Genomic DNA, 12,620 nt, shown 5'->3' on the forward strand with positions numbered 1-12,620 from the left:
CCTTAGGCTTCAAAACGGCCGGTCTCTTTCTGGTCGTGTTCGGCAGGGTTCCACCGCACTGCAGGGGCTTTCTCCCCGCGCAAGTCTTCGAGCAGCGCGGTGATGGCATCCATCACCACGGCTGTCGCTTCATTCAGCGTTGTTGCGTTCAGCGGGAGCCCCTGAAAACGGGACAGGTCGACCGGGTCGCCGATCTTCACCGTGATCGTCTTGCGCGGAAAGACACTGATCTTCTTCGAGTAGCGGGGCATCAACTCCTGAGTTCCCCAGTGCGCTGCCGGAATGATCGGGATGTCGTGCTCGAGCGCGATGCGAACGGCGCCGGTCTTGCCACGCATCGGCCACAGATCAGGATCGCGAGTCAGCGAACCTTCCGGGTAGACGACAACCATCTGGCCGTTCTCAACGAGTCGCTCAGCAGCCTTCACCGGCTCGCTGCCACGCACGGAACCGCCACGCTGCACGGGGATCTGGCCTGACTTCCGAAGCAGATATCCGATGACCGGAATCTTGAAGAGGGAGCCCTTCGCCATGAACCGGGGCAGACGCCCGAGCTTCCAGGCCACCACACCCATCACAACGGGATCGATCTCGCTGTAATGGTTGGGTGCGAACACGAATGCTGTGGTGCGCGGAAACTTCTCCCGGTCTTGAATTTCGTACTTGGCGACGAGATTCATGAATGGCAGAGCGATCGCGGCCAAAAGCCAGAAGATCGACGGACGGCTCTTCTCCGAGCGCACGCGTGACGCAGGCGACGACGCGGAGGACTCAGGGGTGGGTTTCGATGGCACAGCCCTATTATCCTTCGAGATCGAAGTCAGCCCCCAACAGCTCCAGCTTGGTGATGAAGTTTTCGTAGCCACGAGCGATGATTCCGACGTTGCTGACCGTGGACGTGCCTTCGGCCGACAGCGCGGCGATGAGGTGGCTGAAGCCACCACGCAGGTCGGGAACCTCGATGTCGGCGCCGTGCAGCTTCGTCGGCCCGGTGATGACGGCCGAGTGGTTGAAGTTGCGCTGGCCGAAGCGGCACGGGTGTCCGCCGAGGCATTCCTTGTGAATCTGAATTGTCGCGCCCATCTCGACCAGGGCGTCGACGAAGCCGAAGCGCTGCTCATAGACGGTCTCGTGAACGATCGACACGCCGTGCGCCTTGGTCAGGGCGATGACGAGCGGCTGCTGCCAGTCGGTCATGAACCCGGGGTGCACATCCGTTTCGATGATGACGGGCTTCAGCTCTCCACCGGGGTGGTAGAAACGGATGCCGTCGTCGTGGATGTCGAACGCGCCACCGACCTTGCGGAAGACGTTCAGGAAGGTGATCATCTCGGCCTGGCGTGCCCCGCCGACGAAAATGTCGCCGTCGGTGGCCAGTGCTGCGGCAGCCCAGCTGGCAGCCTCGTTGCGGTCGAAGAGCGCACGGTGCTGGTAACCCTCGAGTCGCTCGACACCCTCGATGCGGATCACACGGTCGGTGTCGACGGTGATGATCGCGCCCATCTTCTGCAAGATGTTGATGAGATCCATGATCTCCGGCTCGATCGCCGCGCCCTTGAGCTCGGTGATCCCCTCGGCACGCACGGCGGTGAGCAGAACCTGCTCGGTCGCACCGACGCTCGGGTAGGGCAGGTCGACCTTGGTGCCCTTGAGGCCGTTGGGCGCAGACATCCGGATGCCGTTGGCCTGCTTCTCGACGACGGCACCGAACTTGCGCAGCACGTCGAGGTGGTAGTCGATCGGACGGTCGCCGATGCGGCAGCCACCCAGGTCGGGGATGAATGCCTCACCGAGACGGTGCAGCAGCGGTCCGCAGAACAGGATCGGAATGCGCGAGGAACCGGCGTGGGCGTCGATGTCGGCGTAGTGCGCGCTTTCAACGTTGACCGGGTCGAGAATCAGTTCGCCAGGCTCATCGCCGTCGGTCACCAGGACGCCGTGAACCTCCAGCAAGCCACGCACAATGCGCACGTCGCTGATGTTCGGAACATCTTTCAGCACGCTCGGCGTTTCGCCGAGCAGCGCGGCGACCATTGCCTTGGTCACCAGGTTCTTCGCACCCTTCAGCTCGATACGTCCAACCAGAGGCGTTCCGCCGCGGATGGTGATCCGATCACCGAGGAGGCCGACGGCTGCGCCATGGTTCTGCGCGTCTTCACCGAGTGTGCTCACAAATTACCTACCTTGCAGGGAGAGTGCGGGGTCGCCATGACTCCCGCTGGGATTCGAATTCAGAAATCCGCGCCTCATCGCGCAGGGTTAGGCCGATGTCGTCGAGACCTTCGAGCAGCCGCCATCTAGTGTATTCGTCGATCTCGAACGAGACTGTGAGGTCGCCGATACGAGCTGTTTTGTCCAACAGATTCACGGTCACTTCAATTCCCGGGTTCGCCTCAATGGCGCTCCACAGAAGCTCAGCGTCTTCCTCGGTGATCTGACCGGCAACAAGACCCTGCTTGCCGGAGTTGCCGCGGAAGATGTCGCCGAAACGCGGGCTCAGCACCACGTCGAACCCGTAGTCGCGCAGGGCCCAGACGGCGTGTTCGCGGGAGGAACCGGTGCCGAAATCGGCTCCGGCCACGAGAACGCGGGCTCCCTGGTACGCGGGCTGGTTCAGCACGAATTCGGGGTCGGCGCGCCAGCCGGCGAAGAGTGCGTCTTCGAAGCCCGTCTTGGTGACGCGCTTGAGGTACACAGCGGGGATGATCTGGTCGGTGTCGACGTTCGAGCGGCGCAGGGGCACGCCGACGCCGGTAACTTCGCTGAACTTTTCCATGACTACTTTGCTCCGTCCAGGGTCAGGTCGTTCTTCGCCGTTGGATCGAGATCCCACGGGCTTGACAGGGTGCCACGGATGGCTGTGGCGGCGGCGACGAGCGGAGACACGAGGTGGGTGCGTCCGCCCTTGCCCTGTCGGCCTTCAAAGTTGCGGTTGCTTGTCGAGGCGCAGCGCTCCCCCGGGGCCAGCTGGTCCGGGTTCATGCCGAGGCACATTGAGCAGCCGGCAAAACGCCACTCGGCGCCGAAGTCGGTGAAGATCTTGTCGAGGCCTTCCGCCTCGGCTTCGAGGCGCACGCGGGCAGAACCGGGGACGACGAGCATCCGGATGCCGTCGGCCATCTTTTTTCCCTTGATGATCTCGGCGGCGGCGCGCAGGTCTTCGACCCGGCTGTTCGTGCAGGAGCCGAGGAAGACCGTGTCGACACGGATGTCCTTCATCGGGGTTCCGGCGACGAGGTCCATGTACTCGAGGGCCCGTTCGGCGGCCGAACGCTCGTTGGCGTCGCTGATGTCGGCCGGGTTCGGCACGGGCTCGGAGAGCGAAACGCCCTGACCGGGGTTGGTGCCCCAGGTGACGAAGGGTTCGAGCGTGTCGGCGTCGAGGATGACCTCGGCGTCGAAGGTGGCGCCTTCATCGGTGGCCAGCGTGTTCCAGTAGGCGACGGCGTCGTCCCAGTCCTGCCCGACCGGCGCGTGCGGGCGGCCTTCGAGGTAGTCGTAGGTGATCTGATCCGGCGCGACCATTCCGGCTCGGGCGCCGGCTTCGATCGACATGTTGCAGATCGTCATCCGGCCCTCCATCGAGAGCGAACGGATGGCGCTACCACGGTATTCGAGCACGTAGCCCTGACCGCCGCCGGTGCCGATCTTCGCGATCACGGCGAGGATGATGTCCTTGGCCGTGACGCCGGGGCGGAGGGTGCCGTCCACGGTGATGGCCATCGTCTTGAAAGGCTTGAGGGGCAGCGTCTGGGTCGCCATGACGTGCTCGACCTCGCTGGTGCCGATGCCGAAGGCCATCGCTCCGAATGCGCCGTGCGTCGACGTGTGCGAGTCGCCGCAGACCACGGTGATGCCCGGCTGGGTCAAGCCGAGCTGCGGGCCGACGACGTGCACAATGCCCTGTTCGATGTCGCCGAGAGAGTGCAGTCGAACGCCGAACTCCTCGCAGTTGCGGCGCAGGGTTTCGATCTGGGTACGGCTGGTGAGATCAGCGATCGGCCGATCGATCGCCAGCGTGGGCGTGTTGTGGTCTTCCGTCGCGATCGTGAGGTCGGGGCGGCGCAGAGGGCGACCGGCCAGGCGCAGGCCGTCGAATGCCTGCGGGCTGGTGACTTCGTGCACGAGGTGCAGGTCGATGTAGATGAGGTCGGGCGTACCGTCTTCACCCTTGGCGACCAGGTGCTTGTCCCAGACCTTTTCGGCCAGAGTACGGGGGTGCTCGCTCAACGTTGATGCGTCATTCATTGTTGTTGTTCTTCCTCAAGAAGGTGGTGGTCAGCCAACGACAGACTCCGCGACGAGGGAGGCCTTAGAACGAGGACTCGTCGCGGCACAGAAGAAGAAGTCGACCGGACAGCATGGATTTAGGCTAACACCTCGACCGGGCGTGAGAGTGACTCCACGACGATAACCGTCACGTTGTCACGCCCCTGATGGGCCAGCGCCGCGTTCACCAGAGCCTCGGCGCGAGTGAGCTCTGTCTCGCCTGTTCCCGCAGCGCCCCGAGCGTCGAAATCAGCCAGAATGCGGGTCATTTCGCCGAGAGACAACTCGTTGCTCAGGCCGTCTGAGCAGATCAGAAACGTCTGACGCCCGTCGATCGGAAGAAGCCAGACATCCGCATCGGCATGATCCGACAGCCCGATCGCACGGGTGATCACGTTGCGTTCCGGCCACGTCTCAGCGTCTTCTGGGCGCAGGAGCCCGGCGTCGATCATTGCCTGGGCCGCCGAATGGTCGACGCTGAGTTGAGACAGAAGGGCGCCGTCCCAGGTGTAGATGCGGGAGTCACCGATATTGAAGGCCATCCAACACAAGCCGGTCCCCTCGCCGGCGTCGACGAGTGCCACTCCGGCCAGCGTGGTTCCGGCGACGGCCGCGCCGACATCGTCGGCCGCGCTGAGGTCGTGAACGGCATCGTTTGACGAATGGATGGCATCGAGGATGCGTTCGGGTGTTGACGGCAGGTCTCGTTCGATGTGCTCATCGAAGACGCGCACGACGGTTTGGCTCGCCACTTCGCCTCTGGCATGGCCGCCCATCCCGTCAGCGACAAGGTAGAGGGGTGATCCGGCGAGAAAACTGTCCTCGTTTGCGCTCCGCACCAGGCCAACGTGGCTGTGTGCGCTGAAACGGAGATGAGTGTGTTCCGTGGCCAGAACCAGATCTGATTCTCCGTGTTCGCTCACCGGCGCTCCGTTCAATTCTTTCGGCACATCAGTCGCCCTCACTCACATTAAGTGCGACATCCGGCAGCCAGGCAACGTCAGTTGTCACGGCCACCGGATGTCAACCGTAGCAAGGAGCGGTTACTCTCCGTCGACCGGGCGAATTTCCTCGGCCAGTGTGTGTCCGCGACGGCGGGCGTCCCGGCTCGCCTTGATGAGGCTCGCGATCGTGGCCACCGCCATCGATACAAGGATCACCGCCAGCGACGTCCAGGTGTCGATCTCCGGTGCCCACTCGATTCCCTGTCCACCGTTGATGAACGGCAGCTCATTGGTGTGCATGGCGTGGAAGACGAGCTTGACTCCGATGAAGAACAGAATGAACGCAATGCCGTACTTGAGGTACTCCAGACGGTCGAGCAGACCGCCGAGCAGGAAGTAGAGCTGGCGCAGTCCCATCAGGGCGAACACGTTGGCCGTGAACACAATGAATGGGCTGGTCGTGATACCGAAGATCGCCGGAATGGAGTCCAGGGCGAAGATGAGGTCGGTTGTACCGATCGCGATGAACACGATGATCATCGGCGTGAAGATCTTCTTGCCGTCGACGAGAGTGCGAACCTTTGCGCCGTCGAACGACGGGGAGATGTTGATGTGGCGGCGCAGGTAGCGGATGACGCCGTTCTCGGCGTCCTCGACGTCTTCTTCCTTCGACAGCGCCTGGTGCACAGCGGTGTAGAGCAGGAAGGCGCCGAAGATGTAGAAGATCCAGCTGAAGTTCTCAATCAGCTGCGCGCCGAGCAGGATGAAAATGCCGCGCAGCACGAGCGCGATGATGATGCCCACCATCAGCACTTCCTGCTGGTATTTCCGGGGAACAGAGAACCTCGCCATGATGATGACGAACACGAAGAGGTTGTCAATCGAGAGGCTGTACTCAGTGATCCAACCGGCGAGGAACTGACCCGCGAATTCGCCGCCGGCGAAGATCAGCATCAGCAGAGCGAAGACAAGAGCGAGGCCCACGTAGAAGGCGACCCAGAGGCTCGCCTCCTTCATCGAGGGGACGTGCGGTCGTTTGTACACGATCAAGAGATCGGCGACCAAGATCAAGGTCAGAACGACAAGGGATCCGATTTCAAACCAGATCGGGAGAGCAAGTTCCACGGGGGGCCTTTCAGCGGTCGGGGTGCGGGTAGCACAAATCCCGAAAGTCTCTCCCGCACCGAAAACCGGTGCCACCGCGTCCGGAGCTACAGCGGTGCAGCCCGTATTGACGATCGCGGCGTAGAGCCTGAATCAGGCTCAGAGGGATACTCCCCTTCGCAAGAGAAAACTCTACCGGATCGCCGGACCAAGGGTGATTCCAGGATCCCCCTCGTGAGACCGGCCGACAAGTCGCAGAACAAAAAAGAACCCCCGAATCCTTGAAGAATCAAGGTTTCGGGGGTTCTGTGTTGGTGACCCCAGCGGGATTCGAACCCGCGTTACCGCCGTGAGAGGGCGATGTCCTAGGCCGCTAAACGATGGGGCCGTTTTGCAACTCATTGAGTATGTCATAGGTTCCGCAGCAGGATCAAATTGAGCGATTCAGACGTACACGCGGAGGGCTCCCGGCACAATGTCGACCTGCACAGGGAGGGCCCCGACGCGTTCCCCGTCGGCATAGGCGACGACCCCGTCCGCGTCGATCCGCACGCTCCGGCACCGCGTCAATTCAACCTTCGGATGCCGCGTATGCGTTCCGGAGAATACTTTCGGGAAGACGCGAAGAAACGCCACGCGGGACAGGGGTTTTACGATGAACAGATCAAGCAACCCATCATCGATTTGCGCGTCGGGAGCGATTTTCATTCCCCCTCCGATCGACACATTGTTCGCCACGGAAATCAACATCGCGCGTCGCTCGCTGGCAACACCGTCAACGGTCAGCCGGTATGAAATCGGACGAAAAGTGAGCAGCTCACGAAGAATTGCGAATGTGTAGCGGCTCTTCCCCCTCGGGCGTGTCATTTGGTTTGCACGTTCGTTGACGATGGCATCGAAGCCCGCGGAGAGCGCTCCGGCGAACCAGGTGGTCAGTTCGCCATGCCGAATTCGGGCGGCGTCGATGACGCGAGGCTCTCGTTCCAGCCCCTCGAGAAGGTGAATGATCGATTCCTCGACATCCTGCGTCGGAATCCCCAGCCCTCGAGCCAGATCGTTTCCGGTGCCGCACGCCACAATCGCCAAGGGCAGCGGCGTGCCTGCCGCAATATTCGTGCCGAGACTCACCATCCCGTCTCCCCCGACGACGACGAGCACGTCGATGCCGGCTGCGACGCGCTCTTCGACACGAAGGCGTAACAACTCGATGTTCGCCTCTTCAAGGGCGAACACCTCGTGACCGATGGCGCGAAGTTCATCGACGACACGGGGTCCGACATCACGGCGATGACCGAATGAGGCTTGCGGATTAATCGCCACGGCGATACGGAGGGCGAGCACAGGCATAGAGGAGATTATGGCGGCTGCGCGGACCACCGATGTGCCACGCGGTCACGCATGACGCCCCGGATGACGTGTCGGCGCCCCCGATTGTTGCAAAGAAGCGGCGGGGGGTGTTGGCTCGACCCATGCATCTCACCAAGCTTGAACATGCCGCGTTGATCCTCGAACTCTCCGGTCAGAAGCTGTACGTCGATCCCGGGTCGTTCACCACACCGTTGACCGACACCGCACATGCAGTGGGGATCGTCATCACCCACGAGCACGCGGACCATTGGACGCCTGAGCAAATCGACCGCATTCTCGAGTTGAGTCCCGACGCCACGATCTACGGTCCGGCCGGCGTCGCGGCGGCAAGCACCGACCACCCGGTGACGGTGGTCGCGGCCGGTGACACCGTTGAAGTCGGACCGTTCACACTGCGATTCTTTGGCGGCAAGCACGCCGTCATCCATTCCTCGATCCCGGTGGTCGACAACGTCGGTGTGCTGGTCAACGATGAGCTCTACTACGCCGGAGACTCATTCACGATTCCGGAGGGCGTCGCGGTCGGCACGCTCGCGGTTCCGGCCGGTGCACCCTGGTTGAAGATCAGCGAGGTCATCGACTACGTACTCGCGGTGAAACCGCTGCGCAGCTTTCCCACCCATGAGATGGTGCTCTCCCGGGCCGGCAAGAACCTCTCGAATGCGCGGATTCAAGCCGCAACCGAGCAGGGTGGTGGCGAGTTCTTTGCTCTCGAGCCGAACGACTCGCTCGACCTCTAGCGGTGATTGAGCGCAACCGGTGATCGAGCTTGTCGAGATCACGTGACCTCGTCTCGACATCGGCTCACCGGGTCACTTCGACAGGCGCAGTACATCGCTCGACAAGCTCGACCACCGGGGCATCCGTCGACGTGCGGTGTCCTGATTCGATCCGCTGCCCCCAGAACGTGCCGCCGATGATCAGGGCAGCACCGACAAGGCCGATCAGCCCGAGGGTCTCGGCACCGAGACTCACCCCGACGAGCACCGCCCAAATCGGTTCGGTCCCCATCAGCAGACTGGCGCGCGCTGCCGAGGTGCGTTGCACTGCCCACAACTGAGCGAGAAACGCGAAGACACTGCAGGCGAGCCCGAGGTAGAGCACGCCGAGCCATTCGGCGACACCGAAGTCGATCGCCGCGTCGACGAATCCCGGCGCATCCAGAGCGACGAAGATCGTCGTGCCGACCAGCATCTGCACCAGCGTGATCGTGATCACGCTGAACGAATGGGAGCGAGTGAGCCGACCGAGCATTGTCACGTGGAACGCACGCACGCACGCCGCGGCGAGCACGAGCAGATCACCGACGTTCGGGGTCTGAAACCCATTCCCGGAGACCAGCAACGCAACGCCGACCACGGCGATCACCGCGGCGATGAAGAAGGGACGTGGCAGCCAGTTGCGCGCCACCACCGATTCCAGAATCGGCGTGAAGATGATGGTCAAACTGATGATGAGTCCGGCGTTCGTCGCCGACGTCACCGATACCCCGGCCGTTTCCAGCAGGAGGATTGACGCTTGAGTCAGCCCGAGAATCCCGCCGACCGCCCATTCGCGACGAGTCGGCAGTTCTCCGCGTACGACGAGCCACACGGCCAGCAGGGCGACGAACGCCACAGCGAATCGGAGGCCGAGCACCACCATCACACTCGCCTGCTCTGTGAGCTCCTTGGCGGCCAGATAACTTCCGCCCCACACCACCGCGACGAGGATGAGCACCAGGTCGATGCGACGAGCGGAGATGCGGGAGATGACGTTCACAAGGTCCATCGTGACAGTCATTGTGGTGAAGAATAACTACGCCTTCCTGAAGGATAGGTTTAGCATTCGCTTATGGATCTGCATCAGTTGATGATTCTGCGGGAACTCGGCGAACGCGGCAGCGTCACCGCCGTTGCTCGTGCGCTGTTGGTGACGCCCAGTGCGGTCTCCCAGCAGCTGAGCGCTTTGCAGCGGGATGTCGCGGTCAGGTTGACGGAGAAACGTGGCCGGAGACTCGTGCTCACCCAGGCCGGAGAGGCCCTGGCCCGGGCCGCGGTGGGCGTGTCGATCGCGATGGCCGATGCCGAGCGTGCGGTTCAAGCTTTTCGTGAGGACCCTGTCACCCCGGTCTCCGTCGCGGCTTTCCACAGCGCGGGCTTCGCGTGGTTCGGCGCCCTGATCGAGGCGTTGGCCGCCCACAGCGCTCCCCCAGTGAGTGTGAGCGACGAAGACCTTCCTCTGTCCGATTTCTCGGCGCTCGTTGCCGACTACGACCTTGTCATCGCTCACCGCATCGACCATGAGCAGCGTTGGCCCGTCCACCTTGCCGTGACACCCCTGCTCTACGAGCCGTTCGATGTCGCAGTTCCGCGCGGACATCCACTCGCGACGCGCACCTCCCTCAGCGTCGCCGATGTAGCGGGAGAGAAGTGGATCAGCCCGCATCGCGGCTTTCCCGTCGCGGGCGCGCTCGACATCGTTGCTATGGCGTCCGGGGGGCCGCTCTCCATCGCGCATCGCATTAACGAGTTCTTTGTGGCGGGTCGCGTCGTCGCGTCCGGAGGCGGCCTGGCACTGATGCCGCGTTACACAATGAAGCCGGGTCCCGATGCAGGCTACGTACTGATCCCCTTCAGCTCACTTCGAATCGGTCGTCAGATCGACGTACTCAGCCGACCGGAGACATTGCTGCGCGCTTCGGTGCGCACGGTGCTCGACACACTGGTCACCGTCGCTCATTCGAAGCATCCTGAGCCAGATGGCGATTCGGCTCGCTCCCCCTTTGTTTAGAGCCGGGTCAACCCGTTGCTGAAGATGACAACACCGATCACCAGCATGATCACGATCGATACCGTGCGATTGTTTCGCTCCAACCAGCTGCGGACCTGAATCAAGCGCGGTTCCATCCGTGTCGGCGAGGCGAGGGTGAGAATCACGGGGATCGAGACCGTCACAGAGGCGACGAGGGTGTAGATGAGGATGACGATTGACCCGGAGGCGACGTTCAGGTTGTCGGCGGTGATCGAGACCCCGACGGCGGCGCTGAGGAGCAATGCTTTCGGGCGCAGGTTGAGGCCGATCGCGAGCCCGAACGCCGAGAACGGGCCGATTGAACTCACCGCGCGCAGCCACCGTGGCAGGGAGTCGGTGGGAGGCCGCCCCAGGGCCTTTCTCCACGAGACGATTGAAAAGACGATGAGGGCAATCCCGACGACCATCAAAACAATTGCGATACCGAGGTCTGCTTTTCGCACGGTGCTTTTCGGAATCAGGTTGGCGAACACCACGAAGGCTGTCGCAACGCCCGCCAATCCAATCAACCATCCGATCAGAAAGGGAATGGCCGATCGATTGCGATTCGGAGAGAGCAGGATCAGGATGATCACGGTGATCGGCACTGAGCTGAGCGCGACGGCTACCGCAATGGGAAGAATGTGACCCACAGCCTGCAACATCGGCCGGCCTCTCTTCGTCATGTGTGGTGTCGCCAGTGAGCTGAATCTACTCACATGACGCGATTCTGACAGATCGCCGCCCGGAGGAACAGGCACATCGAGTTCGTTGGGGAAACCGTGTCGTTGCCATTCGACACCGGCGAAGGCCACCCGCTCTGGATGAGAGAAAATCCAACGGAATTTCCCGGGCTCGGTAATACTGGTGCTGCGACTTCCGGAAAACCGGATGTTCACCTTCGCAGAGAACGGCGCAGGCAATGAGACGTAAGCGAAGTTCCGACAGCACCGACGTCGCCGTCAGCGTGCCAGAGGAGCCAAGACGGGCGCCGTCAGCTGGCTTCCCGCGTGGGACGATCCTTCTCATCGGCCTCGCGGCTGCGACCGTGACGGCGATCGGCATCGGCGGTATCAAGGGCATCCTCGCACCGGTGTTGTTGACGCTGATTCTGAGCATCTGTGCCCATCCGGTGCGGACCGGTCTCGAAAAGCGCGGCGTACCGCATGGGCTGGCCACGGGTTCAGTCATCCTCGTGGTCTTCCTGCTCCTCGCCGGGTTTGCTTACACGCTCATCATCGCGTTCGCGCAGTTCGTTGACATGCTCCCGCAATACTCGGACCAATTCGCCGAGATCGGCAAGAACATCGGTGCTTGGCTTCAAAGTATCGGGATCAGTCAGAAGCAAGTTGAGACGGTGGAATCGAGTTTCGATCCGAGCTCCATCGTGAACTTCTTCAGCGGCCTTCTGGGCAGCGTTTTCAGCATCACCGGGGCCCTGGTCATCATCTTGACGATGCTCATTCTGATGAGTGCTGACGCCGTGTACGTGCCGACGATTCTGCGGCAGCTCCGCCCCAGCCGACCTGACCTGGTCAATGCACTCACCGGCTACGCGACGAATGTACGCCGCTACATGGTCGTGACGACCGTTCTCGGCGCCGTGCAGGGCGTGCTCAACACCATCGCGCTCGTGATCATGGGTGTACCCGCCGCGCTTCTCTGGGGTCTGCTTGCCTTTCTCTGCAGCTTCATTCCCAACGTCGGCTACTTCTTCGCCCTCATTCCGCCGATCATTTTCGGCTTTTTGGTGGGCGGATGGCCGACAGTCGTCGCGGTCATCGTCGTCTACGGCATCATCAATGCAGTCGTTCAATCGATCATCCAGCCGCGCGTGGTCGGGAATGCCGTTGCACTCAGCCAGACGCTGACCTTCTTCTCGGTCTTGTTCTGGGCCGTGATCATCGGACCGATCGGCGCCATCCTCGCAATCCCCCTCACGCTGATGGGTCGCATGGTGCTGATCGATGCGAACCCCAGCGCCCAGTGGATCAGCCCGGCCATCGGCGCCACCGCCGAAACGCGCACGATCATGAAGTCAGACGATGCCGCAAAGAAACAGGAACGACAAGCCAAACGGGGTACCCACGGGGCGTCGCCCCCAGGCGATCCCGAGCCAGACGGCGAGTAAAGGCACAGGTGGCCTCGGCATGAATGCCGATA

At 62.2% G+C, this 12,620-nt stretch carries 12 protein-coding genes and 1 tRNA gene; 3 read left to right on the forward strand and 10 right to left on the reverse strand.

Going from position 1 to position 12,620, the window contains the following annotated elements; genetic code table 11:
- Positions 1 to 2: 2 nt before the first annotated feature.
- The 8 genes from AC1DCF_RS00530 to AC1DCF_RS00565 form a co-directional block, all read right to left on the reverse strand.
- Positions 3 to 794, reverse strand: coding sequence for a lysophospholipid acyltransferase family protein (locus tag AC1DCF_RS00530; RefSeq protein WP_477209307.1), 792 nt, complete (start codon positions 792 to 794; stop codon positions 3 to 5).
- Positions 795 to 801: 7 nt separating this feature from the next.
- Positions 802 to 2,172 carry a UDP-N-acetylglucosamine 1-carboxyvinyltransferase gene (murA, locus tag AC1DCF_RS00535; protein ID WP_477209308.1) on the reverse strand — a complete coding sequence of 457 codons (1,371 nt, stop codon included), beginning with the start codon at positions 2,170 to 2,172 and terminating at the stop codon, positions 802 to 804.
- 7 nt (positions 2,173 to 2,179) lie between these two features.
- Positions 2,180 to 2,776 carry a 3-isopropylmalate dehydratase small subunit gene (gene leuD, locus AC1DCF_RS00540; RefSeq protein WP_477209309.1) on the reverse strand — a complete coding sequence of 199 codons (597 nt, stop codon included), beginning with the start codon at positions 2,774 to 2,776 and terminating at the stop codon, positions 2,180 to 2,182.
- Between the two features lie 2 nt (positions 2,777 to 2,778).
- A complete protein-coding gene (gene leuC, locus AC1DCF_RS00545) occupies positions 2,779 to 4,248 on the reverse strand; it encodes a 3-isopropylmalate dehydratase large subunit (protein ID WP_477209310.1) in 1,470 nt (489 codons plus the stop codon).
- A 119-nt stretch (positions 4,249 to 4,367) separates the two neighbouring features.
- Positions 4,368 to 5,192 carry a PP2C family protein-serine/threonine phosphatase gene (locus tag AC1DCF_RS00550; RefSeq protein ID WP_477209311.1) on the reverse strand — a complete coding sequence of 275 codons (825 nt, stop codon included), beginning with the start codon at positions 5,190 to 5,192 and terminating at the stop codon, positions 4,368 to 4,370.
- A gap of 120 nt (positions 5,193 to 5,312) precedes the next feature.
- Entirely contained in the window at positions 5,313 to 6,338 is a 1,026-nt protein-coding gene (locus AC1DCF_RS00555; RefSeq protein ID WP_477209312.1) for a TerC family protein, read from the reverse strand.
- A 291-nt stretch (positions 6,339 to 6,629) separates the two neighbouring features.
- A tRNA-Glu gene (locus AC1DCF_RS00560) sits at positions 6,630 to 6,705 on the reverse strand.
- A 56-nt stretch (positions 6,706 to 6,761) separates the two neighbouring features.
- Complete coding sequence (locus AC1DCF_RS00565) at positions 6,762 to 7,664, reverse strand: diacylglycerol/lipid kinase family protein (protein ID WP_477209313.1); 903 nt, start codon at positions 7,662 to 7,664, stop codon at positions 6,762 to 6,764.
- 122 nt (positions 7,665 to 7,786) lie between these two features.
- On the opposite strand from AC1DCF_RS00565, the gene AC1DCF_RS00570 reads away from it, so the two are divergent.
- Positions 7,787 to 8,425 carry an MBL fold metallo-hydrolase gene (locus tag AC1DCF_RS00570; protein WP_477209314.1) on the forward strand — a complete coding sequence of 213 codons (639 nt, stop codon included), beginning with the start codon at positions 7,787 to 7,789 and terminating at the stop codon, positions 8,423 to 8,425.
- 64 nt (positions 8,426 to 8,489) lie between these two features.
- On the opposite strand, the gene AC1DCF_RS00575 is transcribed toward AC1DCF_RS00570, so the two are convergent.
- Positions 8,490 to 9,467, reverse strand: coding sequence for a DMT family transporter (locus AC1DCF_RS00575; protein WP_477209315.1), 978 nt, complete (start codon positions 9,465 to 9,467; stop codon positions 8,490 to 8,492).
- A gap of 51 nt (positions 9,468 to 9,518) precedes the next feature.
- Here AC1DCF_RS00575 and AC1DCF_RS00580 point away from each other — a divergent pair, with 51 nt between their 5' ends.
- Positions 9,519 to 10,457 (forward strand): LysR family transcriptional regulator, encoded by a 939-nt coding sequence (locus AC1DCF_RS00580; RefSeq protein ID WP_477209316.1) that lies wholly within the window; start codon positions 9,519 to 9,521, stop codon positions 10,455 to 10,457.
- Here the strand turns inward: AC1DCF_RS00580 and AC1DCF_RS00585 are convergent.
- The gene (locus AC1DCF_RS00585; RefSeq protein ID WP_477209317.1) at positions 10,454 to 11,143 is read right to left on the reverse strand and encodes a GAP family protein; all 690 of its coding nucleotides are present in this window, start codon (positions 11,141 to 11,143) and stop codon (positions 10,454 to 10,456) included. The two genes, AC1DCF_RS00580 and AC1DCF_RS00585, sit on opposite strands and share 4 nt — an antisense overlap.
- A gap of 236 nt (positions 11,144 to 11,379) precedes the next feature.
- Between AC1DCF_RS00585 and AC1DCF_RS00590 the strand changes: the two genes are divergently transcribed.
- Positions 11,380 to 12,588 (forward strand): AI-2E family transporter, encoded by a 1,209-nt coding sequence (locus AC1DCF_RS00590; RefSeq protein ID WP_477209318.1) that lies wholly within the window; start codon positions 11,380 to 11,382, stop codon positions 12,586 to 12,588.
- The last annotated feature ends 32 nt before the right edge of the window (positions 12,589 to 12,620 follow it).

The sequence above is a fragment of the Leifsonia sp. 10L418 genome (assembly GCF_056395445.1).

Coding starts and splice junctions, on each gene's coding strand:
- AC1DCF_RS00575 (WP_477209315.1), bottom strand. CDS start 9,467: ATGACTGTCACGATGGACCTTGTGAACGTCATCTCCCGCATCTCCGCT.
- AC1DCF_RS00580 (WP_477209316.1), top strand. CDS start 9,519: ATGGATCTGCATCAGTTGATGATTCTGCGGGAACTCGGCGAACGCGGC.
- AC1DCF_RS00585 (WP_477209317.1), bottom strand. CDS start 11,143: ATGACGAAGAGAGGCCGGCCGATGTTGCAGGCTGTGGGTCACATTCTT.
- AC1DCF_RS00570 (WP_477209314.1), top strand. CDS start 7,787: ATGCATCTCACCAAGCTTGAACATGCCGCGTTGATCCTCGAACTCTCC.
- AC1DCF_RS00590 (WP_477209318.1), top strand. CDS start 11,380: ATGAGACGTAAGCGAAGTTCCGACAGCACCGACGTCGCCGTCAGCGTG.
- AC1DCF_RS00565 (WP_477209313.1), bottom strand. CDS start 7,664: ATGCCTGTGCTCGCCCTCCGTATCGCCGTGGCGATTAATCCGCAAGCC.
- leuD (WP_477209309.1), bottom strand. CDS start 2,776: ATGGAAAAGTTCAGCGAAGTTACCGGCGTCGGCGTGCCCCTGCGCCGC.
- leuC (WP_477209310.1), bottom strand. CDS start 4,248: ATGAATGACGCATCAACGTTGAGCGAGCACCCCCGTACTCTGGCCGAA.